We start from the raw sequence: 24,179 nt of genomic DNA, 5'->3' as shown, positions 1-24,179 counted from the left end.
TGCCTACTGATCGATCTGAATGTGGCGCCCCGAGTTGGCCCGGGACACTCTGAAAAAAGGCGCATTATACGCCTGCCAAAGCGGTATTTCTAAGTGCAGTTCACTGCCTTGATTTTGAACTAGAAGAAAGTCAGTCCCACCTGGAACAGTTTTTCCACTTCCCGGATCCGGGTTTTATCCACCAGAAACAGGATCACGTGGTCATCGGGCTGAACCCGGAGGTGATCGTGGGCGATCAGGACCTCACTCCGGCGCACGATGGCCCCGATGGTGGTGCCCTCGGGCAGATTGATCTCATCCAGCCGCTTGCCGACCACCTTCGAGGAGCGGTGATCGCCATGGGCTATGGCCTCAATGGCTTCCGCCGCGCCCCGGCGCAGGGAGTGAACATTCACTACGTCGCCGCGACGAACATGGGTCAGCAGGCTGCCGATGGTGGTTTGCTGGGGCGAGATCGCAACATCGATGTCGCCGCCCTGGATCAGGTCAACATAATCCGGGTTGTTGATCAGGGTCAGTACCTTGCGCGCGCCCAGGCGCTTGGCCAGCAGTGAGGCCATGATGTTGGCCTCGTCATCGTTGGTGACGGCGCAGAACACGTCGGTGTTCTCGATGTTCTCTTCCAGCAGGATGTCCTTGTTGGCGGCGTTGCCTTCCAGCACCACGGTCTTGCGCAGGTTTTCCGACAGCATCACGCAGCGCTCGTGGTTTCGCTCCAGCAGTTTGACCTGGTAGCGGTTCTCGAGGGTGTGCGCCAGGCGCTGGCCGATGTTGCCACCGCCACAGATGAAAATGCGCTTGTAGTTCTTCACCAGGGGCTGGAGTTCGCTCATCACCGACCGGATGTGGTCGGAGGCGGCGATGAAGAAGACCTCGTCGCCGTCTTCGATCACCGTGTCGCCCTGGGGCATGATTGCCCGGTCTTTCCGGAAGATCGCCGCTACCCGGGTATCGATGCGCGGCATGTGGGTGCGCAGGTACGAAAGCTCATGGCCGACCAGCGGTCCGCCCTCCATGGCCCGGATGGCTACCAGCCGGGTCAGGCCCTTGGAAAACTCAAGCACCTGCAGGGCGCCCGGGTTCTCGATCAGCCGGGTAATGTGCTTGGTGACCAGGTGCTCCGGGCTGATCAGAACATCAATGGGAAAGCCGCGTAGACTGTCCAGGTCTTTGGTGCGATCCTTCTGATAAAACAGGTCCGACTTGGCCAGATAGGCACTGGCGCGTACCCGGCAGATGGTGGTCGGGGTCTTGTAGAGCAGCTTGGCGACCTGGCACGCCACCATGTTGGTCTCGTCACTGCTGGTGACCGCAATCACCATGTCGGCGTCTTCGGCACCGGCCCGCCGCAGCGAGGTCGGGTACGAGGCTTCACCCTGCACCGTTCGGATGTCCAGACGATCCTGCAGCTCGCGGAGTCGGGCCCCGTCGCTGTCGATGATGGTGATGTCGTTGGCTTCGTTGGCCAGGTTTTCCGCCAGTGTGCCACCGACCTGGCCGGCACCGAGGATGAGGATCTTCATGCTTCGGGTTTCTCCAGTACGGCGTAGTAAAAGCCGTCATGGCTGTTCGGATCGGGGAGTAACTGACGCCCCGGGCCCATGTCCCGTCCCCACGAAACCTCGGGTTCCATAAGGAGGGCCGCTTCCTGCTGTTTGCGGAAGCGCTGGATTATACGGTGGTTCTCCTGGGGGAAGACCGAGCAGGTTGCGTACACCAGGCGACCACCGGGTTTGAGAATAGACCACATAGCCTCAAGCAGCCCAAGCTGGATACTGGCGAGGGGGACGATATCCGACTCACGCCGCAGCAGCTTGATGTCCGGGTGGCGCCGGATAACGCCACTGGCACTGCAGGGAACGTCCAGCAGGATCCGGTCGAAGGGCTCGCCATCCCACCATTGATCGATATCGGCGGCGTCGGCCTGTTTCAGGGTGGCGGCCAGATCCAGGCGGTCGAGATTTTCCTGCACCCGTGGCAGCCGGGCCTCTGATTCATCAATGGCCACCACCTCGGCCAGCTCGCTGCACGCCTCGAGGATGGCGCAGGTCTTGCCACCCGGCGCGGCGCAGGCATCGAGTACCCGCTGCCCCGGAGCAAGATCCAGTACCGTGGTGCACAGCTGGGCGGCTTCATCCTGAACACTGACTGCGCCATCGGCAAACCACGGCAGGCGGTCAACCGGCACCGGCTGTTGCAACTGGATGCCGTTGGGCGCAAACCGGGTGGCCACGGCGTCGATGCCGGCCTCGGTCAGCAGCGCCAGGTACTCGTCCCGGCTGAACCGGAGCGCATTAACCCGCAAAGTCATCGGTGCCTGGGCGTTGTTGGCGTCGACGATGGCGTGCCAGTCCTCGGGCCAGTTGTGGCGAAGTTTTTCCACCATCCAGGCCGGATGGCTGACCCGGCTGGCGTCGTTACTCGGTTCCGGTGCCCCGGTCCGTTCGGCGACGCGCAGCACGCCGTTGACCAGCCCGGTCAGATGCGGTTTGTCCAGGGCCCGGCAGGCCTCCACGGTTTCATTCAGCACGGCGTAGCTGGCCTGCTGGCTGAAACGCAACTGGAACAGGGCAACCAGCATCAGGTGGTGAACAACGCGGTCGGAGGCACGCAGTGGTTTTTTCAGGCGGCCCTGAAGTTCGTCGTCGAGTCGGTGAAACCAGCGGCAACTGCCGTAGCACAGGGCTTGCAGCGCCGGCCGTTCACTTATCGGAAGACGCGCCAGGGCTGGCGGCAGGCACTGGGACAGGGACTGACCGTTTTCCACCGCCAGCAGCACACTGGCGGCAATGGCCCGCAGGGGCTGGGGCTGATCGCTCATGTCAGTGCAGCTCCTGGCCGGGCAACAGCAGCTGTTTGCCGCCGTTAATCAGGTCGTTCACGCTCTGGGCCCGGGAGCCTGGCAGCTGCACTCGGGAAATCCGCAGGGTGCCGTTACCACAGGCAACGTCGATGCCTTCACGCTCCCTGCGCAGTACCGTACCCGCCGGCTGCTGGTTGTCTTCGTCCAGCACGGTGGCGGCGTGGATGCGGATGCGCTGGGTATCCAGATCGGTGTAGGTGCCGGGCCAGGGATTGAAGGCGCGGACCAGGCGTTCAATGTCAGCGGCATTCCCGGTCCAGTCAATGTGGCCTTCGTCTTTCACCAGTTTGTGGGCGTAGCAGGCAAAATCGTCATTCTGGGCTTCACCGGTCAATTCGCCCTTTTCCAGCAATCGCAGGGCTTCGACAATGGCCTCCCCACCCTGATCGGCCAGGCGGTCGTGCAAGCTGCCGCCGGTATCGCTGGCGTCAATGGCGGTCATCGTTTTCAGCAGCATGGCGCCGGTATCCAGGCCTGCGTCCATCTGCATGATGGTAATGCCAGTTTCCCGATCGCCTGCGGCCAGGGCGCGATGGATCGGCGCGGCACCGCGCCAGCGCGGCAGCAAGGAGGCATGAATGTTAAGACAGCCGTGGGTGGGAATGTCGAGCACGGCCTGGGGCAGGATCAGGCCATAGGCGGCCACAATCATCACGTCCGGCTTGAGGTCGGCCAGCTCTTGTTGAGCTGCCTCGGACTTCAGGTTTTCCGGTTGGAACACCGGGATATCGGCGTCCAGGGCCACCTGTTTGACTGGGCTCGGCATCAGCTTGCGGCCACGACCGGCGGGCCGGTCCGGCTGGGAATAAACGCCGACAACGGTGTGATGGGTGCCCAACAGGGCTCTCAAGGCGGTGGCAGCAAAATCGGGGGTGCCGGCAAAAACAAGTCGCACGGTGCTGAAGTCTCTGTCTCGTTGAATACGAAAAGACCGGGTCGTAACCCGGTCCGAGGTCTGTAGTCCTGCAAGAACGGCGAACCGTTTGCCAGTCAGGCGCTCTGTTTATGCAGTTTTTCCAGCTTCTTGCGAATCCGGTTGCGCTTCAGGGAGCTGAGATAATCGACGAACAGCTTGCCGTTCAGGTGGTCCATCTCATGCTGGATACAGACCGCCAGTAAACCCCGCGCTTCGAGTTCGTAGGGCTTGCCGTCCCGATCGATGGCTCGGATCATAACGTGCTCGATTCGGCTGACGTCTTCGTAGAAGCCGGGTACCGACAGGCAGCCTTCCTGCATGTCCTCAAGATCGCCATCAAGAACTTCAACCGACGGGTTGATGAACACCCGGGGCTCGCTCTTGTCTTCGGACAGATCCATCACGATGATCTGCTTATGCACGTTGACCTGAGTCGCCGCCAAGCCTATGCCGGGCGCATCGTACATGGTCTCGAACATGTCGTCGATCAGCGTACGGATGTCGTCTGTGACCTCGTCCACCGGCTTGGCAATGGTGCGCAGTCGGGGATCCGGGTATTCGAGAATATCTAGTATCATGTCGCTCGTGTTTAAACCTGTCTGACTGTGTTCAGTGTTGGCGCTACTATCCCTTTTACATAGTTCTTGCTAGATAGTCCTTGCAGATTCGGGTGTGTAACTTTCTGAAAGCAAGTGCAACTGATCGCTAAAATGCGACAGCGTACTGCGCAAAAAATCACCCGTTACCTAATATAATCGGGATGCAACCGCAGGATTCAACGGTTGCCGGCCGCGCTTACGCGATACTGCTATTATCCAATAATTCGTCGATTGAGTACAAACTGATCAGTTAATAGCTAAAATCTTTCAATGTCCGGGTAGAATTTACTGGAAGAACAAAAGATAACATCACAAATTCCGGGACTTCTTCTATAGTATCAGGAATAACAACGTAATAAGCTGCAAGCAACAGGCTGCATCCCAACAGAATGCAAAGACTCAAGGCACGCGATCAAGGACTTACACAATGAGGAAACTGCTGTACGCTCTGGCAGCATTTACGCTGCTGTTCACCTCCTGGGCCCACGCTGCACCGGAGCTGAGGTCCGACCATCCCGAGCGTTACACTGTCGTGAAGGGTGATACGCTGTGGGATATTTCAGGCCGATTTCTGAACAACCCCTGGTACTGGCCCGAGATCTGGCACGTTAATCCTCAGGTCAAGAACCCGCACCTGATCTACCCGGGTGATCGCCTAGCCCTGGTGTACATCGATGGCAAACCTCGGGTGACCAAGGTTGCCTCCAGCGATGTCGTCAAGCTGTCACCGCAGATTCGCTCCGAAGCCATTGATACGCCGATCCCGGCCATTCCGCTGGACGCCATCAGCAGCTTCCTGACCGACACCCGCATTGTAACCCCGGCCGAGTTGAACGCCGCACCCTACGTGTTGGAGGGTGAAGACGGTCGCATCATTACCGGTGCCGGTGATCGCGTTTACGCTCGCGGCGACAAGCCCGCCGACAAGGTCGGGATCTTCCGGCGCACGAAGGAATTTGTTGATCCGGAGTCCGGGGAATTCCTGGGCCTGGAAGCTCGCAGCATTGGTGCCGGCAATGTCACCGCCGAAAACGGCGACGTACTGACTCTGCGGCTGACCAAGTCGAACCAGGAAATCCGCATTGGCGACCGCCTGTTGACCAGCGTGAACCGGCCAATTGCCACCAGCTTCGTGCCCAGCGCGCCGGAGCAGGACGTAGAGGGCCAGATGATCGCTGTGGACGGCGGTGTTAGCCAGATCGGCCAGTACGACGTGGTCACCATCAACCGTGGTGAGCGTGATGGCCTGGAGCCGGGCAACGTCATGTCGGTACTGAAGAGTGGCAACATGGTTCGGGACCCGGTCACCGGGGAAACCATTGAACTGCCGTCCGAGCGCGCCGGTCTGATGATGATCTTCCAGGCCTACGAGAAAATGAGCTATGGCCTGGTGCTGCAGGCCACTCGCCCACTGTCGGTGGGTGACAAGGTGACCAACCCCTGAAGCATTGGGGTTAAAGAATATGGCCGGGCCAGGATGGCCCGGCTTTTTTCGTTTACAAGGATGACAACGTGACCGATCAACCCTTCCCTGACACCCGGGCTTCGGGTGCCTCCGGCTGCACCACGGCCGAGTGGCTGCTGTTGAGCTGCTTGCCCAAGTTCGGGCGGCGTCTGCGCCGTGACCTCAGCACCATCTACCCTAATCTCACCGACGTACTGGCCCTGAATCCCGCGACCCTGAAGGCCCTTGGCCTGCCTTCGGAAACCTCCGCCGCGATCCAGGCCTGGCAAGGCGGTGACCGCCAGCACCCGGTGGCGGCAAAGGTGGCGACGATCCAGCGGGACTGCGAACGCCTGGGCATTGCCGTGATTACGTCATCTGACCCACTGTTTCCCGATCCCCTGCGCCATGTTCACGATGCGCCCCTGGTGCTCTACACCCAGGGCGACCCGCACCTGCTCAGCCAGGACCAGATCGGGGTGGTTGGCAGTCGCCACGCCACCCGGGCCGGGCTGGATCATGCTCGCACCTTCGCCGCGGAACTCAGCCGCCGCAATCTGGTGATCACCAGTGGTCTGGCTCTTGGGGTTGATGGCGCTGCTCATGCCGGGGCGCTGGATGCAGGCGCGCCCACTGTGGCGGTAATCGGCTGTGGTCTCGACCGGGTCTACCCGAGCCAGCACCGGCGGCTGGCGGCGCGAGTGATTGCTCAGGGTTTGATGGTGTCGGAGTACCCGCCCGGTACTCCTGCCCGGGCTGCCCACTTTCCCCAGCGCAACCGGATCATCAGTGGCCTGAGCCGGGGCATCCTGGTGGTCGAGGCCGGCCTGAAAAGCGGCTCTTTGATCACCGCTCGGCTGGCGCTGGAGCAGGGCCGGGAAGTGTTCGCGATCCCGGGCTCGGTACACAGCCCGGTTGCCCGTGGCTGCCACCATCTGATCAAGCAGGGCGCAAGGCTGGTGGAAACCGTTGATGATATCCTGGAAGAGCTGGGTACCTGGTGGTCGTTTCAGGGTGAGTGCAGCGCGGACACCAGCTCGAGTGATGTCTTGACCACAGCCACGCCTGCGGTAAAACCGGGTGCCGGTCTGGCCAGTCGGGAAATCGCGGTGTTTGAGGCTTTAGGGTATGATCCGCAGTCAACCGATGCACTGAGTTCGGCGACGGGACTGCCCGCGGATCAGCTCATGCAGGCCCTGCTGCTGCTGGAGTTACAGGGGCTGGTGGGCTCGGCTCCGGGCGGCTTTCTGCGCATCGCCTGAACCCAGTGTCAGATTCACTTTCGATTTCAGCTGACGAAGATCAACATGACGGCACCCAACCCCCTCAGTGACTGGCAGTTACAGTGTGCTTATCGAACCCTTGCTGGCGGTGGAGTCATCGCCTACCCCACAGAAGCGGTCTGGGGGCTGGGTTGTGATCCCTGGGACGAGGAGGCGGTGGAACGCATTCTCGAACTGAAGCAACGGCCGATGGACAAAGGCATGATCCTCGTTGCCGCGTCGGTGCAACAGGTCCGGTTCCTGCTTGATGCCCTGCCCCCAGAGATTCAGCGTAAAGCCGAGCAGCACTGGCCAGGGCCAGTCACTTGCTTGCTGCCCGATGTGCACGAACAGGTGCCCGAGTGGGTGCGCGGCCGCCACAGCACCATCGCGGTGCGGGTCAGCGATCATCCGGTGGTGCGCGCCCTGTGCGAAAAGGCGGGCCGTCCCCTGGTCTCCACATCCTGCAACCCCGCCGGCCGCCAGCCAGCCCGGTATTCCTGGCAGGTTCGCCGTTACTTTGGCGACCAGTTGGACCGCATTGTGCCCGGGGCCCTGGGTGGCAATCGCCAGCCCAGCCGGATTATTGATATTGTCAGTGGTCAGCAGCTTCGCTAGGAGAATTCATGTCACAAAGTCCGGACATCAACGCCGTCAAACACTACTTGCTAGGCTTGCAGGAGCGCATTTGCAGCCGTCTGGAGGCGTTCGAGGACGAGGCTACCTTTGTCCGTGATGCCTGGGACCGGCCTGAGGGTGGCGGCGGGGTCAGCCGGGTCATCACCGATGGCAAGGTGTTTGAAAAAGGCGGGGTGAACTTTTCCCACGTAATGGGAGAAACCATGCCGGCGTCCGCCACTGCCCATCGTCCGCACCTGGCCGGAGCACCCTGGCAGGCCATGGGCGTGTCTCTGGTGATGCATCCGAACAACCCCTACGTGCCGACGTCCCACGCCAACGTGCGGTTTTTCATGGCGACGCCTCCGAACGCCGAGCCGGTGTACTGGTTTGGCGGTGGTTACGATCTCACCCCGTATTACGGCTTCGAGGACGACTGTGTGCACTGGCACCAGACTGCGCGGGCAGCCTGCCAGCCGTTCGGGGATGGCCTCTATCACCACTTCAAACACTGGTGTGACGACTATTTCTACCTCAAGCACCGGGATGAACCCCGGGGCATCGGCGGTCTGTTCTTCGACGACCACAACACCGGTGATTTCGCCCAGGACTTCGGGCTCATGCAGTCGGTGGGCAACAGTTACATCGACGCCTACGAACCCATTGTCCGCCGCCGCATGTCGCAGCCCTATACCGAGCGCGAGCGGGACTTCCAGCTCTATCGCCGGGGCCGCTACGTCGAGTTCAACCTGGTGTATGACCGGGGCACCCTGTTTGGCCTGCAGTCCGGAGGCCGTACCGAGTCCATCCTGATGTCGCTGCCGCCGCTGGTGCGCTGGGACTATGGCCGGGTACCGGAGCCGGGCTCCGAGGAAGCTCGGCTGACCGAGTTTTTCCTGACCGGACGCAACTGGCTGGAGACCAACCATGAACAATGATCTGTACGCCGTTGTCGGCCACCCCATCAGTCACAGCAAGTCGCCCCGGATACACAGCCTGTTTGCGTTGCAGACCGCCCAGGCGGTTGAATACACCGCCATCCAGGCCCCGCTGGAGGATTTTTCCGGCACGGTCCGGGAGTTCTTCCAGCGCGGTGGCAAAGGCCTGAACGTAACGGTGCCGTTCAAGGAACAGGCCTGGCAGTTGGCAGAGGTCCGCACCGAGCGGGCCGAAAAGGCCGGCGCCGTTAATACTCTGTACCGGGATGACCAGGGCCGTCTGGTTGCTGACAACACCGATGGCTGCGGTCTGGTTCGGGATCTGACCAGCAATCATGGTGTGCGCCTGAATGGGGCTCGGGTGCTGGTGCTGGGCGCCGGCGGTGCGGTCCGGGGCGTGCTGGGTCCGATTCTGGAGCAACAGCCGGCCTCGGTGACCATCGCTAATAGGACCGTGGCCAAGGCCGAGGCGCTGGCACAGTTGTTCGCACCGGCGGCTCCGGGCGTGGCGCTAAACGCGGTTGGCTTCGAGCAGCCGGACCAGCCCTATGACCTGATCGTTAATGGCACCAGCGCCAGCCTTCAGGGCGATCTGCCGCCGCTGTCGCCAACTGTGATCGGCAGTGAAACGGTCATCTACGACATGATGTACTCTTTGCAGACCACAACCTTTAACCAGTGGGCCCTGGATAACGGGGCTGGGCGAGTGTTCGATGGCTTGGGCATGCTGGTGGAACAAGCGGCCGAATCGTTCCGGATCTGGCGTGGCGTGCGGCCGGAAACCGCTCCGGTTATCGAAGAGTTACGAAACGACTAAGCCTGCGGTCGGGTTTTGGGCTAGGCTCAAGGTCATCTTCCTAAAGGGGTTTCAATGGACATACTCACCCTCGTCGGGCTGGTTGCTGGTGTACTGATCGTGGCCATGGCCATGCTGGCCAACGCCTCATTCCTGACATTCCTGAATTTGCCGGGCCTGGCGATCGTTCTTGGCGGCACCTTCGCGGTTACCCTGATCAAGTTCCGCATGCCCTCGGTCATGAGTGCCTTCCGACTGGCTTTCAGCGCCGCCTTCACCGACCGGGTGGCGCGGCCGGCGGCACTGGTACGGGAGGTTGGTGCCCTGGCCCTGGTGGTTCGCAAGGAAGGTATCCTGGGTCTGGAAAACCATGACACTGACAACGATTTTTTACGCAAGGCAATTAATCTGTGCGTTGATGGCCATCCGCCGGAGTTGGTTGAAGAGGCCCTGGCTCAGGAAGCCCAGCAGATATCCGAGCGTTACGAAGTGGCGGAACGGGTGTTCCGCGGTATCGGCGAATCGGCCCCGGCGATTGGCATGCTCGGCACTCTGATCGGCCTGGTGCAGATGCTCAATACCCTTGATGACCCCTCCTCCATTGGCCCGGCCATGGCCATTGCCTTGCTGACCACCTTGTACGGCGCCTTCATTGCCCAGCTGATCGCCCTGCCATTGGCGGACAAGCTTCAACTCAAGGCAGAAGACGAGACCCGCAATCAAATGCTGATCATCACCTCGATCAAAAACATCATGCGTGGTGAGAACCCGCGGGTCATGACTGAACTGCTGTCCTCGTTCGTCCATCCCGATCATCGCACGGCTCTGGCGCCGGAGCGGGAGGCCTGAGGCTTTGGAAGTCGTTCAGCAGAAGAACCGCAGCCGGCTGAAGAACTCCACCCCGGCCTGGATCGTTACTTTTGCCGATCTGGCCACGCTGCTGCTGACGTTCTTTATTCTGCTGCTGTCGTTTGCCGAGATGGATGTGGATAAGTACCGGGCCATGGCCAATTCCATGGCTGTGGCCCTCGGCTCCAGCAACGTGGTGGGCCAGGACGTAGGTGGTTCGCCGATCACCCTGATCGAATCGGACACCGTGTCCCTGCCCGAACCCAGTGACAGTCAGCCAATGGTCCCGGAGTTCATTGACGAACGCGCCGAGGCTGAGACCGACACCAAGATTCCGGGCGGCGTTATCGACCTGGCCAGCCGGCTGGTCAGTGAGTTGGAGTCCGAGGTGGCATCCAACGCCTTGAACATCAATTACGACAAGCAACAGGTAGTTATCCGGTTCTCCGAAGAGGCGACTTTTCGTTCCGGGGCGGCGGATATCAAGCCGGAGATGATTCCGATCATCGAGCGGGTGGTGGGGGTATTGGCTGACTGCCCCGGTAATGTCTTCGTCTCGGGTTTCACCGATGACCGGCCGATTTCCAGCGACCGTTTCCGCTCCAATTGGGATCTGTCAGCGGCCCGGGCGGTGTCGGTGGTGCACGAACTGGTGCTTAATCGCCAGGTACCGGCTGACCGGGTGGTGGCCGCCGGTCGGGCGGAGACCAATCCGCTGGCGCCGAACAACTCGCCGGAAAACCGGGCACTGAACCGCCGGGTCGAGATTGCCATCCGGGATCCTCAGTGCCAGGAGGCCGCCCGGGCCGGTGACGAGCCCATCGAAATTCTTCCCTAGCGGCCGGTGGCACGTCCTCGCCTTATGCTTAAGGCAAAGATTCTCATAGAGAAATCATATAACTGATCCGATTTTTGGGCCTTATACTGTGCGGCCTGTGGCAGAGCCATGGTGTGTGGCGCCGAACCCCAAAAGTATTGAATCATGAGAGAGCGATTATGAGCGGACCCGACAAGCCCAAAGTCATCGGTGAGGAATGGAGCGATGAGCGTGTAAAAAGCTTTCTCGCCCTTGATCCCTATGACAGCAGCAAGAATGCCGATTACAACGCCCTGTTCAAAGCCTATCAGGCCATGCGTGCCGGGGACTTCGAGCGCTTTATCGGATTCTTTGTTGAGGCTGGGCGGGATCTGTATGCGGTGAACGAGCGGGGCGAAACCATTCTCGACCTGATTTCCGAGCATCGCCGCAGTGTTGATTACGCCCAGGCCTTGGAACAGGCCGGTGCCAAACGGTCGGCGACCGCCGGGAACTGAGTTCCCGGCGTCACCAGCTGAGTGCGCTTGAGCTTATTGGACATCCACCTCGATGGCCTTGGGCTCCTTCGGTTCAGCTTTCAGCAGCGTGAGAGTCAACAGCCCGTCCTTGAAGTTGGCTTTCACGCTGTTCTCATCGACATTTTCCGGCAAGGTAAACCGGCGCATAAAGCTGCCGTAAAAGCGTTCGATACGATGCTGCTTCTTGTCGGTGCTTTCCTCTTCGTGCTTGCGTTCACCCTCGATGGTCAGCACGCCGTCGTGCACGGTCACCTTGACGTCGTCTTTTGACATGCCCGGAAGCTCGGCATCGATGGTGAAGGCCTCGGCGGTCTCCTTGATGTCCACCGCCGGTGTCCAGTCGCTCCGGCTGAACAGATCCTTGCCTTCACGTTCACTGGCCCAATTCGAGCCGAACATTCGGTTGTACCGGTTTATCAGGTCGTCGAATTCTCGGACCGGATTCCAGCGGGTTAGGTTGCTCATGGCGATACCTCCTCATCACGATTACGAATCTGTTTACAGCGTCTCAGCTTCGCTCGCGGAACTGCCTCACACCGGTGGCGCCTGCCGGATGGTTATCCGTGAACTCCTGCTATTAGCGAATGTAGGATCGCCAGAACCGTTTTCAAGGACCCTGTCGTCTATTTTTTGATCTCGGTCAGTCTTCCTGCTCCGCCCGGTATTCGTCTTTCAGCCGGACGTAATTGGCGGCGGTGTAGGTGAAGAAACTCCGCTCTTTGTCGGTTAATGCCCGTGCCTTCTTGGCGGGTGAACCGACGTACAGGTGACCCGATTCCAGCGTTTTGCCCGGTGGCACCAGGCATCCGGCCGCCACGATGACCTCGTCTTCCACCACGGCACCGTCCATAATGATGCAGCCCATGCCGACGAGTACCCGGCTGCCCACGGTGCAGCCGTGCAGCAGGGCTTTGTGGCCGATGGTGACGTCGTCACCAATGGTCAGCGGGTAGCCACCGGGGTTGTAGTCGCTGGCGTGGGTGATGTGAAGCACCGAGCCGTCTTGAACACTGCAGCGGTCGCCGATGCGGATCTGGTGCATGTCACCGCGTACCACGGTCATCGGCCAGATCGAACAATCGTCGCCGGTCTGGACGTCGCCAATCACCACGGCGCTGGGATCGATCCAGCTGCGTTCACCAAATTGTGGTGCTTTGCCCTTGTGAGAACGTACATTCGCCATTACATATATCCTTACTGGAATTACCCGGTGGATCGGGGTGCCTGTGGGAAGATCTTTTCAAAACTGTGCGGAGCCATGGATGGCGGAGCTCAAGCGTCACATGGACGTGCTTGAGCGGGTTTTGAAAAGATCTTCCCTCAGGTGCCTTGCCCCGAAGCAAGATTTTAAGAAGCTACCTTACCCACGAACAGCTGAGAAGGGGACCTATGAATAACCCGTTACTGACTCAAGATCTTCTGCCGAAGTTTGACCATGTCCGTATCGAGCACATGGAAACGGCCATTGATCAGATTCTCAGTGAGAACCGGATGAAAATCGCCACCCTGGCGCAACAGGACGATCCGACCTGGGAAACCCTGGCACAGCCGATGCAGGCGCTGGACGACCACCTGAGCAATGCCTGGTCGGTGATCTCGCACCTGAACGGCGTGAAGAACACCGATGAGCTGCGCAAGGTCTACAAGAATTGCCTTGAAAAGCTCACCGAGTACAGCACCGAGGTGAGCCAGAACGCTGCCCTGTGCGAGGCGTACAAGAAACTGGCCGCGCGCGACGACTTTAAGGATCTTAGTGAAGCCCAGCGCAAGTCGGTGGAAAACACCCTGCGTGACTTCCACCTGGGCGGCGTCGATCTGCCCGAGGAACAGAAACAGCAGTACGCCGCCCTGTCCCGGGAACTGGCGGAGCTGTCCAACCGCTTCAGCGACAATGTTCTGGACGCGACCCAGAACTGGTACAAACACATCACCGATGCCAGTGAGCTGGCTGGCGTGCCGGAGAGTGCCCTCGACGGCGCCAAGCAGGCGGCCCAGCAGAAGGAACTGGATGGCTATGTCATCACCCTGGATTTCCCCAGCTTCTTCCCGGTGATGACTTATTGCGACAACCGGGACCTGCGTCGGGAAGTGTACGAGGCGTTTGTCACCCGCGCCTCCGATCAGGGCCCGGATGCCGGCACCTGGGACAACACGCCGCTGATGGCGGAAATCCTGAAGCGTCGTCACTCCCTGTCCAAGCTGCTGGGCTTCAATAACTACGCCGAGCGGTCGCTGGCCACCAAGATGGCCCGCAACACCGACGAGGTGCTGGACTTCCTGAACCAGTTGGCGGACAAGTCCAAGCCGGTGGCCGAGCACGAGTTTGCCGAGCTCAAGGCCTTCGCTCGCGATGAGTACGGTGTCGACGATCTGCAGGCCTGGGATGTGGGCTACTACAGCGAAAAACTGCGCCAACAGCGCTACGACATTTCCCCGGAAACCCTGCGTCCCTGGTTCCCGGTCGACAAGGTAGTGCCGGGGCTGTTCCGGGTGGCAGAGAGGCTGTTCGACGTGCAGATTGAAGCCAAGCCCGAGGTGGAAACCTGGCATGAAGACGCCACCGCCTACTGCATCAGCCGTAACGGCGAGCCGCTGGCCTGGTTCTACCTCGACCTGTTTGCCCGTCAGGGCAAGCGTGGTGGTGCCTGGATGGCGGATTGCCGGGTGCGCTGGCGCAACCTGCGCGGCCAGCTGCAGTTGCCGGTGGCTTTCCTGACCTGTAACTTCACGCCGCCGGTGGACGGCAAGCCGTCGCTGCTGACCCACGACGAGGTCACCACCCTGTTCCACGAGTTCGGCCATGGCCTGCACCACATGCTGACCCAGGTCGATGTACTGGATGTTTCTGGCATCAATGGCGTGGCCTGGGATGCGGTCGAGCTGCCGAGCCAGTTCCTGGAAAACTGGTGCTGGAACCCGGAGTCGCTGGCGCTGATTGCCTCGCATCACGAAACCGGTGAACCGTTGCCGGAGGATCTGCTGCAGAAGCTGCTGGCGGCGAAGAACTTCCAATCCGGCATGGGTATGGTGCGTCAGCTGGAGTTCTCCCTGTTCGATTTCCGCCTGCATGCGGAATTCAGTGAGGAAGCACCCACTAATCCGCTGGACATGCATCGTAAGGTGCGCGAAGAAATTGCCGTGATTGAGGCCCCGGAATTTAACCGCTTCCCGAACGCGTTCTCGCACATCTTCGCGGGCGGCTATGCGGCCGGTTACTACAGCTACAAGTGGGCCGAAGTGCTGGCGGCCGATGCCTTCTCGCTGTTTGAGGAAAAGGGCATCTTTGACGCCGAGACCGGTACCTCATTTCTCCAGAACATCCTGGAGAAAGGCGGTTCCCAGGAGCCGATGGAACTGTTCAAGGCCTTCCGCGGTCGTGAACCCCAGGTAGACGCCCTGTTGAAACAATCCGGCATCACGGACGAAGCTGCCTGAGCCAATGTGTACCGGCAGTCGTAAAGACTGTCGGTCACCTATTTCCGGAGTTTAGTTATGGCGAGCCCAAAACGCTTCATCGCCGGCGCTGTCTGTCCCCGCTGCGCGGAGATGGACAAGATCATGATGTACACCACCGATGACGACGACCAGGTGCGAGAGTGCGTGGCCTGCGGCTTTACCGACGCGGTGTCGGATGCCGAGCAGCCGTCCTCCAATCCTGAGTTGGAGACGCGGGTGAACAAGCGTAAGAATGAGGATGACCACACTGTTAAGCAGGTGGTGTTCTTTAAGTCTGGGGATGATGACTGAGGTTTTTTTCTTGGACTGGTTGGTCTGGGGGCTGCGAGGGGGCAGGGGGATGTTTTCCCCTTGGAAATGGAACTCGCTGCGCTCAGACATCCATTTCTGGCGGTAAAAAATCCCCCAACCCCCTCACGTCAGACTCTTCAGAGATTTCTGGTTTAAAAACCTGTCTATACCGGCAAGATGCCCGGCCCTGCGTCAGTTCTTGATGATATTTCTGTGCAGTCAGAAAGCGAGGGTGTGGGGGTGCTTTTCTGCCGGGAAAAAGATGTCTGAGCGCAGCGAGTTGTTTTTCCCAGAAGAAAAGGTCCCCCGCGACCGCGCAGCCCGCCAAACCAGCAGGCTACGTTTTTTAGGCCACTTCCAAAAAAGTCAGAGAACCATAGCCGCCAACCAGCCAAAGCCCAGCAGCGGCAGGTTGTAGTGCAGGAACGTGGGTACCACGGTGTCCCAGATGTGGTTGTGCTGGCCATCCACGTTCAGGCCAGCGGTGGGGCCGAGGGTGGAATCGGAAGCCGGAGAGCCGGCATCACCCAGGGCGCCAGCGGTGCCGACCAGGGCGACGATGGCCAGGGGGCTGAAGCCCAGTTGCAGGGCCAGCGGCACGTACAGGGCGGCGATAATGGGAATGGTCGAGAAGGACGAGCCAATGCCCATGGTGATCAGCAGGCCGACTACCAGCATCAGCAGGGCCGCCAAGGCCTTGTTCTCGCCAATGGTGGCGACGGAGCTGTCCACCAGGGTGGCGATTTCACCGGTTTCGCGCATGACTTCGGCAAAGCCAGAAGCGGCGATCATGATGAAACCAATCATCGCCAGCATCTTCATGCCTTCGGTGAACAGGTCATCGGCTTCTTTCCAGCGCACCACCCCGGACAGGTTGAACAGTACGAAACCGGCCAGGGCGCCGAGGATCATGGAACCGAGCCAGAGCTGCACCACGAACGCGGTAACAATGGCGACCAGTGCCATTACCAGGGTGCGAGGGCTGTAGCTGGCATCCACGCGCTCGGCTTTGGTCAGTGCCTCCATGTCGTAGTCCCGGCCACCGCGGTAGCTGAAGAAGACCGCAATCAGCAGGCCGCAGAGCATGCCCAGTGCCGGCAGTGCCATGGCTTTCATCACGTTCAGGTCTGAGGCATCGACGCCGTTGGCGTTGATCTTGGCGACCAGAATCTCGTTCAGGTAGATGCCGCCAAAGCCAATCGGCAGGAACATGTACGGGGTAATCAGACCGAAGGTCAGGACGCAGGCTACCAGGCGGCGGTCCATGTTCAGTTTTGCCATTACGTACAGCAGTGGCGGCACCACCAGCGGGATAAAGGCAATGTGGATGGGCAAGATGTTCTGGGACGAGATGGCCACTGCCAGCAGCAGCCCAATGATCAGGAATCGCATACCGGTGACGGCAGCGCCATCCTCCTGCCGACCGACCAGAGCCAGGGCACGATCCGCCAGGGCGTGGGCCAGGCCGGATTTGCCGATGGCGACGGCAAACGCCCCGAGAGTAGCGTAGGACAGGGCTACGGTGGCACCGCCGCCGAGGCCATTGTTGAAGGCCTCAATGGTGGCGTCCAGGGACATGCCGGCAATCAGGCCGCCGGAAATGGCACCAATGATCAGGGCAACAACAACGTGGATGCGACTCAAACTCAGGACGAGCATGATCGCAACCGCGGCAACAACGGCATTCATGGCAGACTCCGAATAGGGATAACAGGTTTGTCCGGTCCGTTCAGGGGACCGGGTTCACGAAAAGCGGGCTAATGTGCAGGAAATGATCGCTACAGTCAAAGCGCGATGGCGCGCTCAGTCGTCACCGATGCGGGAAAACCGGGGTACCTGTTCACCGGCCAGTTCTACGGTTTCCCGAAACATCGACAGCGGCCGCACCCAAAGGCTGTGATCGCCGTACAGACAGCGATAAACCACCAGCCATTCTTCGGTCTCACTGTGTCGGGCCAGGTCGATGACCTGGTAGTCCTTGCCCTTGTAATGGCGGTAGCGACCGGGTCGGATGGTGTGTCGGGAGTCGGTCATGCGCTGCCTCGTTGAAAACAAACCGGATTGGAACATCGGATACGGGACGGTATCGCCCCGAAGGTCTAGACTAAAAATACATTCTGAGCGGACGCGCTAAAACTTGTTTAGGGCCCACGCAGTGTAGTTTATGTCATCGGGCCCGAAAACCGGAACCTGTCTATGAAGTACACCGCCAATTCTGCGGCCCTGTTTTGGTTGGTAGTGGTCACGCTTATGAGCGTGAACCAGGCCAATGCTGATCCCGCTGCAATCCGCTGGTTCCAGGATGCGGGCCAGCCGTTGAATATCAATGAGGTCCTGGCTCGGGAGCCTGATCGGTGGCAATCGATGGCTGCCGGCCGGGGGCTGAACCTGGGGTTCAGCGACAGTACCTACTGGATTCAGGTGGTGGTGACACCGACATCGGAGAACCAGGTGCTGGAGATCAGCTACCCGCTGCTGGATGAGGTCGACCTTTTCTGGGTACTCAATGGCCGGGTCATTCGCAGCTACCAAACCGGTGATGCCCGGCCCTTTTCCAACCGTCCCGTCGACCATCGTAATTTCGTCTTCCCGGTACCTTCCAACACCGAACCGATTACCGCCGTCCTGCGGGTGAAAACCCAGGGTGCCGTCCAGGTACCGGTGGAGGTGGAAACAGCGGTGGAGTTCCTGGCCGGTGAGCAACTGTCCTATGGCTGGCAGACCATGTTCCTGGGCATCATCCTGGCACTGGCGTTGTACAACCTGTTTTTGTTCACCATCGTCCGGCAACCCACCTACCTGTGGTATGTGCTGACCGTGGTGCTGTCGGGGCTGGTGCACCTGCATTTCAAGGGCCTCCTGTTCCAATGGCTGTGGCCGGAATTGCCCGGGCTGAACCGATACGTCACCATTCCGCTCACCGGCCTGACCATGATCGCGGCGCTGGTTTTCAGTCTTCAGTTCCTGGCCGTTGCGCGCTACAGCAGGGCCAGTTACCGATTCCTGCAAGTCTTGATGGTGGGTGCCGGGGTCAGCATCGTGATCGGCGCGTTTGGCGCGTACCAGACGGCCGTCACCCTGGTGGCGGTATTAGCGGCGATTGCAACCCCGGCCGCCTGGCTGGTCGGCATCTATGTCTGGTCCAGGGGCCAGAAACTGGCGGGTATTTACGTGCTGGCCTGGACGCCGCTTTTGTTGGGCCACCTGATTTTGGCCGTCAGTAAACTGGGCTACCTGCCAACCACGTTCCTGACCGAATTCGGACCCCAGATTGGCGTCGCCATTGAGGTCATCCTGCTGTCGTTTGCTCTGGCCTACCGGATTAACCTGGAGCGTCGGCGCCGGCTACGGGCCCAGGAACAGGCTCTGGGCATTCAACGCCAGGCCAATCAGACCCTGGAAGAACGGGTTCGGGAGCGCACCGAGGAACTGCAGCGGGCCAACCGCAGGCTGGAAGCGATCAGCCTGACCGATGGCCTGACTCAGGTCGCCAACCGGCGCAAGTTTGATGCACGTCTGAAGGAGGAGTGGTGCCGGACTGGTCGTCAGAAGCTGCCCATGAGTCTGTTACTGCTGGACATTGATTACTTCAAGTCGGTGAACGACCGCTATGGCCATCTGGTAGGGGACGACTGCCTGATTACCGTTGCCGCCATCTGTGCCAACGAAATCCAGCGTTCCGGGGATCTGCTGGCGCGCTACGGCGGTGAGGAATTTGCGGTGCTGTTGCCGGCCACGCCGGCGGAGGGGGCCGAGCAGGTGGCGGAGCGCCTGAGGCAGGCAGTAGAGAACGCCACGGTGTATCCGGGTGCGCAGGAAGCGGCGGTCAGTCTCAGCGTCAGTGTTGGCGTTGCCACCGTGATGCCGACTCAGGATGTGGCTTCGGATGAGCTGGTTCGGCGTGCCGATGCCGCACTCTATGGCGCCAAGGGTGCTGGCCGGAACCGGGTGATGACCTACCGCGGACTCCGCACGGTGTCCGCGGGCGATCAATAACACCACTCAGTTTTTCAGCTTGTAGCGGCCCGGACCGAGGAAAATGACTGCGACCGCGGTAAACAGGAAGAAACCTTGCAGCTCCAGTGCCCAGCCGCCGTTGCTGCCCAGCGACAGCAGCTGGTGACCATGCACCAGGGCAATCGCGACGAGCATGTTGAAGATGATCAGCAACGCACCAATACGGGTGTGATAACCCAATATCACCATCAGCGGCGCCAGTAACTCACCAATAAATACGCCGTAGGCCAGCACCGCGGGTAAGCCGTGGCTAAGCAGCTCACCTTCAATAAAGCCGATGCCATTAAGCAGTTTGGCGATGCCGTGGAACAGCATGAGCCCGCCCAGGGTCAGGCGGATAATCAGTTTTCCCAGATCGACATTTTCCAGCAAAATCAGTGTCTCCCAGTGTCGGTGAATCAAGGGGCACAAGCATACCCTGTTGCGGGAGCCGCTTATAGATTACGAATGTCGGGGTGCATCGGAATCAGGCGTTTCAGCAGGCGGTTCTGGGCGCCGGTACCGATTCCGTTCTGCTCCATGGCCAGGATCAGGTTCTCCGCCAGGGCGTTGAACTGGGTCTCGGTGATGGCCATGTCGGCGTGGGCCTTGCGCATGGACCGGCCGCTGTAGGTGCAGGGCCCACCGCTGAGCTGGCACAGCTGATCGGTCAGGTGGCGGTGAAACTCGGCCACGTTCACGCCTTTGAACTGATGGTTGATGCGCTCGTCGTCTACGATCAGATAGAGCAGGTCCTCGACAATCTGCGCCAGTCCGGCCCGCTCACCCAGCTGCTGGTACAGCGTCGGTTCGGTGTTGCTGTTGGTCTCACTGTCCGGGGCAGTGGTCAGGGCCTGGCAGCCGGCCAGGGCGAAACCGGCAAGCAGCATAAGGACACGGCGGGCCAGACCAGTGAACCGGGGTGTGGTGTGATGGCACATGTCAGAAACTCCCCTGCAGCGACAGGTAAAGGCCTTGCTGGTCGTCCAGAGTGGCGACATCGCCGAGATTAACCAGGGCTGCGGTTACCGCCAGGCGCCGGTCCGGCACCCAGGCGACAAACAGGTCCCACCAGTCGTCCTCGTTGGCAAAGCTAAGGTTGTCGGGCTTCTGTCGGTACTCAGCACCTACCAGCCATTGGCGGTTCACGAACACACCGACACTGGCCTCCGCCATCACTTCATAACCGTTATTGCGATCACCGCCAAAACCCAGCAGGCCGCCCTGGTTGGCTTTGGTGGCACGGGCGGTGGCGTTCACCAGCAGGTTGCGATCGAACACGGCGGCGAAAATCAACTTGCTGGCACTGAGCAGCAGGTCAGTGCCGCTGTCATCCCGGGCGCCGATGGCGTCCGGGACGGTGAAATCGCGCTGGCGCTTGTACTGGACGCCAGCGCTCCACTGACCCCAGGGACTGTAGAGCACGTCGCCGGCCAGCCGCACCTTGGCGCCGATAATGTCCTGATTGAGCTCGTCCTGCTCCAGGCCGAAACCGTCTTTCAGGGAGAACACCAGTTCGTCCAGATCGAGTGTTTGGCGAGCCACGGTCAGCTCAATCCGGTTATTCCAGTTCACCCCGGCGCCGGTGACCGACAGGCTGTAGTCATCAGTCTCGGCTTGGCTGAGCGCGAGGGTGCCGCCCCACTCCTCGTCGCTGGCGTAACTGCCGAGCAGCGCCCAGGGCACCAGTCCGCCGCCGGCACTGCCCTCAATGGTGGATACGCCACCGGTGGCCCAGATCCGGCTGCCGATGGCGGCGGATGCGGGTGGGCAGGCAAGGGCAAACAGCGTGGCCAGTATCAGCAGGCGGTGGGTCATGAATGATCTTCCAGCAGGTATTCTGTTAAATCTTGGCGGCGGCTCGCCAATGTCTGGGCAGTTTCGACCAGTTGGTCAGCGGCTACCGGCCGGCTCAGGTAGAAGCCCTGGGCAAGGTCACACCGCCACTGCTGCAGTAGCTCCCAAGCGGCCAGGTTCTCGATGCCTTCGGCCACCACTTTCAGGCCCAGCCCGTGGGCCATGTCGATGGTCGACTTCACGATCAGCTGGTCCTGGGGTTCGGTGTCCAGATTCAGAACAAAGGATTTGTCGATTTTCAGCTCCTGAACCGGCAGCTTGCGCAGCTGCGACAGGGAGGAGTAGCCAGTGCCGAAATCATCGACCGAAAGGGTCATGCCCAGTGCCCGGAGCCGGTTCAGGGTCGCCATCGCCTCTTCCGGGTCCTTCATCAGGGCGCTCTCAGTCACCTCCAGGGTGATTCGTTCCATGCCCTGGTGCCAGTTTCCGAAGGCCCTGGTGAGGTGATCGGTAAGCTCAGGCCAGGTCAGGTCCATGGCCGACAGATTGATGGCGACACCGGCGTTGACTCCCTGCTCGGCCCAGGCCCGAGCATCCTCGGCCACGCGCTCCAGGATATGGGCGGTCAGGTTGTGGATCTGGCCAGACTGTTCGGCCAGGAAAATGAACTCTTCTGGTGATACAAAACCGAGCTCTGGATGGATCCAGCGGACCAGGGCCTCGACCTGCACCAGCTCACCAGTACGGGTGTTCAGCTTGGGTTGGTAGTTCATATGCAGGCCACGATTGATAATGGCGGAGTGCAAGTCGGCCGTAAGTTGCAGCTCGCGCAAGTGGCTTTCGTCCTGGCCCGGGCGGTATCGGGTAACCGGTTCCGGGTGATCCTCAGCTTGTTCGAAGGTCAGGTTCAGACGCCGGCGCAGTTCGTTGGTGCTGGTCGCATCGCTCGGCAATTCCATGGTGACCATGATGGCACGGACGGAAAAAGGACTGTTGTTGATCTGCAGAGGGGATTGAATCACGTCCAGCAGGTGACGGGCCAGAGTGTCGACCTGGTCCGGATGGCGTGCCGGGATCAGGGCCAGGAACTCGCCGCCGCCGGTGCGGGCAATCAGCTGGGCGTCGGGCAATTCACTTTGTAACCGCCGGGCAATGCCCTGTAGCACCGAATCGCCGAATTCCAGGCCCAGGGTGTCGTTGACGTCGGCCAGGTCGTTCAGCTTCAAGCCGATCAGTGTGCAGGAGCCGCCATCATCAAATAGGGCCTGGGCCGACTGCATCAGTGCGTTCCGGTTGCCCAGCTTGGTGACCTCGTCGTGAGCTGCGGCATAGCGGATTTCGGCTTCTCGCTCCCGCAGGCGGACCAGCATGTCTCGTAAGGCATCCCGCAGTTGTTTTAATTCGCCACCGGTGCGTATTTCAGGCGGCGTCGGGCTCTGACCCTCCCCGACGGCCCGGGCGTAATCCGCCAGTTGTAGCACTGGGCGGCCCAGGGTTCGGGCCATCACCAGGGCCAGCACGATGGCGAACAACAAGATGACCACCACCAACACCACGATGACTTGTGTCCGGGTGTAATAGCTCTGCAGCGTAGCTTGCCGACTAATCAGCAGCACGGCCTGGATGTCGCCCGAGTCGTCGTTACCCAGGTTGATGGCGCGGCTGAAGTAGTGCTGGCGGTTCAGCAACATCCGTGGTGCGTCGTCGGCCTGAGTGAGCTCGCGCTCCATATCCAGGTCAAAGTCGTGGGCATTGGTAGCGGCGAAAATCTGATAGGCGTCGTTGTTATCGGAGCGCGCCCGGAACACCACCTCAGTGCCACTCAGGCGGGCGACTAGAAGCGCCAGCGCCTGGTCGAGGGCAAAGCCGGCCACCAGCTGGGCCCGAAGCCCCGGAGCTTGAACCGGGACCTGCAGAATCTCATAGCCCTGGCCATCCAGGTAGGCAAAGGTTCTCGCAAACCCCTGGCCGGTTCCATGATGAACCAGGGCATCCGCGATTTTCGGAGCCTGCTGATTCAGCGTAGACGCAATCAGCTCGCCCTTGTTATTGATCAGAACCGAAAAATCGGCCTGGGCCCGGCGGCTGTGATTTTCCAATGCGCTGTCGATGGTGCCGGGATCGCCACTGGCGATGGCGGAGCGAAAGCCGAAGTCCTTGACCACAACCTTTAGTCGGGACAGTACCAGGTCTGTTCGGCGTTCCAGGACTTCCCGGGTCATTCGTTCGCCGATGTTGAGCTGCTCGTTGGCTCGTTTTTTTTCATCTTCAAAAAGATAGACCATGAACAGAGCGGCCATGGTCAGGCTGACCAGCACCACCAGTGCGATCATCACGGTAATCAGCCGGCCTCGGAAGCCCATATGGGTTTGCGGTCTCATTAAAGCTCTTGGAAACGTTGTTGAAGAAGATCCATGGCGTCGTCGGCTGGCAGCTCCGGCGCCAGGCCGATGCTCACTGACCGGTCGCTATCGTCATCCAAGGTCCGGGAAATGGGCTGGGTATTGTCGAGCAGGCGTGGGTGCCAGATTTTTAATGTCTGCGGACCGGCATCGGATACCGGCAGGGTGACGCGGCCGTTGGCATCAGTCTCACCGATGGCGGTGGTTTGGCTGACTACGATAAAAGCCTGCATGTGATCGTGGATATTGCAGCCCAGCTCGACAATACCGGGGTTGTCGAACAGCACCGGGGTCGGGGGCTTGCCTGCGTACAGCTCAATATTGAAGGTCTTGGCCGGGGAAAACGAATACACATGGTGTTGGGTGTTGTCACGGTTGGGGAATTCGACCTGTGAGCCAACCGGCAGGATCAGGATCTTTGGCTGGAATTCGCGATCTTTCTGATAAATTTCGGCGCTTATTGGCGCTACTTCGTCCACGCGATCCAGGTAGACCACGGCACCGGCGACCGGAGCGTTGCTGTCGGAGGTAGTGACGGTGAGACTCAGGTTGGCTGCCGTTGCTGACATCGGCCACAACAGGAACGCCAGCGCTGCGACTACTACTTTTCTCATGAA

General features: G+C 60.3%; 24 protein-coding genes. 11 read left to right on the top strand and 13 right to left on the bottom strand.

Annotation, left to right across the window (positions count from 1 at the left end; all coding sequences use genetic code 11):
- Positions 1-119: 119 nt before the first annotated feature.
- The 4 genes from trkA to def form a co-directional block, all read right to left on the bottom strand.
- The gene (gene trkA / locus FGO67_RS02565) at positions 120-1,523 is read right to left on the bottom strand and encodes a Trk system potassium transporter TrkA (protein WP_203299158.1); all 1,404 of its coding nucleotides are present in this window, start codon (positions 1,521-1,523) and stop codon (positions 120-122) included.
- Positions 1,520-2,821: a 16S rRNA (cytosine(967)-C(5))-methyltransferase RsmB gene (gene rsmB / locus FGO67_RS02560; protein WP_203299157.1), complete on the bottom strand. Its 1,302-nt coding sequence runs from the start codon at positions 2,819-2,821 to the stop codon at positions 1,520-1,522. The genes trkA and rsmB overlap by 4 nt, the downstream gene beginning before the upstream one ends.
- 1 nt (position 2,822) lies before the next feature.
- Positions 2,823-3,758 (bottom strand): methionyl-tRNA formyltransferase, encoded by a 936-nt coding sequence (fmt, locus tag FGO67_RS02555; protein ID WP_203299156.1) that lies wholly within the window; start codon positions 3,756-3,758, stop codon positions 2,823-2,825.
- 95 nt (positions 3,759-3,853) lie between these two features.
- Positions 3,854-4,357 carry a peptide deformylase gene (def, locus tag FGO67_RS02550; protein WP_041339780.1) on the bottom strand — a complete coding sequence of 168 codons (504 nt, stop codon included), beginning with the start codon at positions 4,355-4,357 and terminating at the stop codon, positions 3,854-3,856.
- A gap of 448 nt (positions 4,358-4,805) precedes the next feature.
- Here def and FGO67_RS02545 point away from each other — a divergent pair, with 448 nt between their 5' ends.
- From FGO67_RS02545 to FGO67_RS02510, 8 genes are all read left to right on the top strand, one after another.
- Positions 4,806-5,822: a LysM peptidoglycan-binding domain-containing protein gene (locus tag FGO67_RS02545; protein ID WP_203299155.1), complete on the top strand. Its 1,017-nt coding sequence runs from the start codon at positions 4,806-4,808 to the stop codon at positions 5,820-5,822.
- 68 nt (positions 5,823-5,890) lie between these two features.
- On the top strand, positions 5,891-7,084 hold the full coding sequence (gene dprA / locus FGO67_RS02540; protein WP_203299154.1) for a DNA-processing protein DprA: 1,194 nt from the start codon (positions 5,891-5,893) through the stop codon (positions 7,082-7,084).
- A 45-nt stretch (positions 7,085-7,129) separates the two neighbouring features.
- Positions 7,130-7,702 carry an L-threonylcarbamoyladenylate synthase type 1 TsaC gene (gene tsaC, locus FGO67_RS02535; protein WP_203299153.1) on the top strand — a complete coding sequence of 191 codons (573 nt, stop codon included), beginning with the start codon at positions 7,130-7,132 and terminating at the stop codon, positions 7,700-7,702.
- A gap of 8 nt (positions 7,703-7,710) precedes the next feature.
- Positions 7,711-8,640, top strand: coding sequence for an oxygen-dependent coproporphyrinogen oxidase (hemF, locus tag FGO67_RS02530; protein WP_203299152.1), 930 nt, complete (start codon positions 7,711-7,713; stop codon positions 8,638-8,640).
- Complete coding sequence (gene aroE / locus FGO67_RS02525) at positions 8,630-9,457, top strand: shikimate dehydrogenase (RefSeq protein ID WP_203299151.1); 828 nt, start codon at positions 8,630-8,632, stop codon at positions 9,455-9,457. The genes hemF and aroE overlap by 11 nt, the downstream gene beginning before the upstream one ends.
- Before the next feature lie 54 nt (positions 9,458-9,511).
- The gene (locus FGO67_RS02520; RefSeq protein WP_203299150.1) at positions 9,512-10,285 is read left to right on the top strand and encodes a motility protein A; all 774 of its coding nucleotides are present in this window, start codon (positions 9,512-9,514) and stop codon (positions 10,283-10,285) included.
- A 4-nt stretch (positions 10,286-10,289) separates the two neighbouring features.
- Positions 10,290-11,123, top strand: a complete 834-nt coding sequence (locus FGO67_RS02515; RefSeq protein ID WP_203299149.1) for a flagellar motor protein MotB — start codon at positions 10,290-10,292, stop codon at positions 11,121-11,123.
- A 158-nt stretch (positions 11,124-11,281) separates the two neighbouring features.
- Complete coding sequence (locus tag FGO67_RS02510; protein ID WP_203299148.1) at positions 11,282-11,599, top strand: PA4642 family protein; 318 nt, start codon at positions 11,282-11,284, stop codon at positions 11,597-11,599.
- Positions 11,600-11,632: 33 nt separating this feature from the next.
- On the opposite strand, the gene FGO67_RS02505 is transcribed toward FGO67_RS02510, so the two are convergent.
- Both FGO67_RS02505 and FGO67_RS02500 read right to left on the bottom strand, forming a co-directional pair.
- A complete protein-coding gene (locus tag FGO67_RS02505) occupies positions 11,633-12,085 on the bottom strand; it encodes an Hsp20/alpha crystallin family protein (RefSeq protein WP_203299147.1) in 453 nt (150 codons plus the stop codon).
- A gap of 175 nt (positions 12,086-12,260) precedes the next feature.
- The gene (locus FGO67_RS02500; protein WP_203299146.1) at positions 12,261-12,803 is read right to left on the bottom strand and encodes a gamma carbonic anhydrase family protein; all 543 of its coding nucleotides are present in this window, start codon (positions 12,801-12,803) and stop codon (positions 12,261-12,263) included.
- 206 nt (positions 12,804-13,009) lie between these two features.
- On the opposite strand from FGO67_RS02500, the gene prlC reads away from it, so the two are divergent.
- Both prlC and FGO67_RS02490 read left to right on the top strand, forming a co-directional pair.
- Positions 13,010-15,055 carry an oligopeptidase A gene (gene prlC / locus FGO67_RS02495; protein WP_203299145.1) on the top strand — a complete coding sequence of 682 codons (2,046 nt, stop codon included), beginning with the start codon at positions 13,010-13,012 and terminating at the stop codon, positions 15,053-15,055.
- A 57-nt stretch (positions 15,056-15,112) separates the two neighbouring features.
- Positions 15,113-15,367, top strand: coding sequence for a YheV family putative zinc ribbon protein (locus FGO67_RS02490; RefSeq protein WP_203299144.1), 255 nt, complete (start codon positions 15,113-15,115; stop codon positions 15,365-15,367).
- 366 nt (positions 15,368-15,733) lie between these two features.
- On the opposite strand, the gene FGO67_RS02485 is transcribed toward FGO67_RS02490, so the two are convergent.
- Together FGO67_RS02485 and FGO67_RS02480 are read right to left on the bottom strand one after the other, a co-directional pair.
- A complete protein-coding gene (locus tag FGO67_RS02485) occupies positions 15,734-17,056 on the bottom strand; it encodes a Na+/H+ antiporter family protein (protein WP_203299143.1) in 1,323 nt (440 codons plus the stop codon).
- Between the two features lie 114 nt (positions 17,057-17,170).
- Entirely contained in the window at positions 17,171-17,401 is a 231-nt protein-coding gene (locus tag FGO67_RS02480; RefSeq protein WP_203299142.1) for a DUF1653 domain-containing protein, read from the bottom strand.
- Between the two features lie 162 nt (positions 17,402-17,563).
- Here FGO67_RS02480 and FGO67_RS02475 point away from each other — a divergent pair, with 162 nt between their 5' ends.
- Complete coding sequence (locus tag FGO67_RS02475) at positions 17,564-19,363, top strand: sensor domain-containing diguanylate cyclase (protein ID WP_238942142.1); 1,800 nt, start codon at positions 17,564-17,566, stop codon at positions 19,361-19,363.
- Between the two features lie 6 nt (positions 19,364-19,369).
- On the opposite strand, the gene FGO67_RS02470 is transcribed toward FGO67_RS02475, so the two are convergent.
- The 5 genes from FGO67_RS02470 to FGO67_RS02450 form a co-directional block, all read right to left on the bottom strand.
- A complete protein-coding gene (locus tag FGO67_RS02470) occupies positions 19,370-19,756 on the bottom strand; it encodes a DoxX family protein (RefSeq protein WP_203299141.1) in 387 nt (128 codons plus the stop codon).
- A gap of 62 nt (positions 19,757-19,818) precedes the next feature.
- Complete coding sequence (locus FGO67_RS02465) at positions 19,819-20,304, bottom strand: group I truncated hemoglobin (RefSeq protein WP_203299140.1); 486 nt, start codon at positions 20,302-20,304, stop codon at positions 19,819-19,821.
- Between the two features lies 1 nt (position 20,305).
- Complete coding sequence (locus FGO67_RS02460) at positions 20,306-21,181, bottom strand: DUF3034 family protein (protein WP_203299139.1); 876 nt, start codon at positions 21,179-21,181, stop codon at positions 20,306-20,308.
- Positions 21,178-23,541, bottom strand: coding sequence for a putative bifunctional diguanylate cyclase/phosphodiesterase (locus FGO67_RS02455; protein ID WP_203299138.1), 2,364 nt, complete (start codon positions 23,539-23,541; stop codon positions 21,178-21,180). The genes FGO67_RS02460 and FGO67_RS02455 overlap by 4 nt, the downstream gene beginning before the upstream one ends.
- Positions 23,541-24,176 (bottom strand): methylamine utilization protein, encoded by a 636-nt coding sequence (locus FGO67_RS02450; protein WP_203299137.1) that lies wholly within the window; start codon positions 24,174-24,176, stop codon positions 23,541-23,543. The genes FGO67_RS02455 and FGO67_RS02450 overlap by 1 nt, the downstream gene beginning before the upstream one ends.
- Positions 24,177-24,179: the final 3 nt, after the last annotated feature.

The sequence above is a fragment of the Marinobacter sediminum genome (assembly GCF_016820575.1).
In the GTDB taxonomy this organism is placed as follows: domain Bacteria; phylum Pseudomonadota; class Gammaproteobacteria; order Pseudomonadales; family Oleiphilaceae; genus Marinobacter; species Marinobacter sediminum.
This window is presented reverse-complemented; position numbering and strand designations above follow the sequence as displayed.

Excerpts from the sequence above, each read along its gene's own strand:
- trkA (WP_203299158.1), bottom strand. The coding sequence starts at position 1,523 with ATGAAGATCCTCATCCTCGGTGCCGGCCAGGTCGGTGGCACACTGGCG.
- rsmB (WP_203299157.1), bottom strand. The coding sequence starts at position 2,821 with ATGAGCGATCAGCCCCAGCCCCTGCGGGCCATTGCCGCCAGTGTGCTG.
- def (WP_041339780.1), bottom strand. The coding sequence starts at position 4,357 with ATGATACTAGATATTCTCGAATACCCGGATCCCCGACTGCGCACCATT.
- FGO67_RS02545 (WP_203299155.1), top strand. The coding sequence starts at position 4,806 with ATGAGGAAACTGCTGTACGCTCTGGCAGCATTTACGCTGCTGTTCACC.
- tsaC (WP_203299153.1), top strand. The coding sequence starts at position 7,130 with ATGACGGCACCCAACCCCCTCAGTGACTGGCAGTTACAGTGTGCTTAT.
- hemF (WP_203299152.1), top strand. The coding sequence starts at position 7,711 with ATGTCACAAAGTCCGGACATCAACGCCGTCAAACACTACTTGCTAGGC.
- aroE (WP_203299151.1), top strand. The coding sequence starts at position 8,630 with ATGAACAATGATCTGTACGCCGTTGTCGGCCACCCCATCAGTCACAGC.
- FGO67_RS02520 (WP_203299150.1), top strand. The coding sequence starts at position 9,512 with ATGGACATACTCACCCTCGTCGGGCTGGTTGCTGGTGTACTGATCGTG.
- FGO67_RS02510 (WP_203299148.1), top strand. The coding sequence starts at position 11,282 with ATGAGCGGACCCGACAAGCCCAAAGTCATCGGTGAGGAATGGAGCGAT.
- FGO67_RS02505 (WP_203299147.1), bottom strand. The coding sequence starts at position 12,085 with ATGAGCAACCTAACCCGCTGGAATCCGGTCCGAGAATTCGACGACCTG.
- FGO67_RS02500 (WP_203299146.1), bottom strand. The coding sequence starts at position 12,803 with ATGGCGAATGTACGTTCTCACAAGGGCAAAGCACCACAATTTGGTGAA.
- prlC (WP_203299145.1), top strand. The coding sequence starts at position 13,010 with ATGAATAACCCGTTACTGACTCAAGATCTTCTGCCGAAGTTTGACCAT.
- FGO67_RS02490 (WP_203299144.1), top strand. The coding sequence starts at position 15,113 with ATGGCGAGCCCAAAACGCTTCATCGCCGGCGCTGTCTGTCCCCGCTGC.
- FGO67_RS02485 (WP_203299143.1), bottom strand. The coding sequence starts at position 17,056 with ATGAATGCCGTTGTTGCCGCGGTTGCGATCATGCTCGTCCTGAGTTTG.
- FGO67_RS02480 (WP_203299142.1), bottom strand. The coding sequence starts at position 17,401 with ATGACCGACTCCCGACACACCATCCGACCCGGTCGCTACCGCCATTAC.
- FGO67_RS02475 (WP_238942142.1), top strand. The coding sequence starts at position 17,564 with ATGAAGTACACCGCCAATTCTGCGGCCCTGTTTTGGTTGGTAGTGGTC.
- FGO67_RS02465 (WP_203299140.1), bottom strand. The coding sequence starts at position 20,304 with ATGTGCCATCACACCACACCCCGGTTCACTGGTCTGGCCCGCCGTGTC.
- FGO67_RS02460 (WP_203299139.1), bottom strand. The coding sequence starts at position 21,181 with ATGACCCACCGCCTGCTGATACTGGCCACGCTGTTTGCCCTTGCCTGC.
- FGO67_RS02455 (WP_203299138.1), bottom strand. The coding sequence starts at position 23,541 with ATGAGACCGCAAACCCATATGGGCTTCCGAGGCCGGCTGATTACCGTG.
- FGO67_RS02450 (WP_203299137.1), bottom strand. The coding sequence starts at position 24,176 with ATGAGAAAAGTAGTAGTCGCAGCGCTGGCGTTCCTGTTGTGGCCGATG.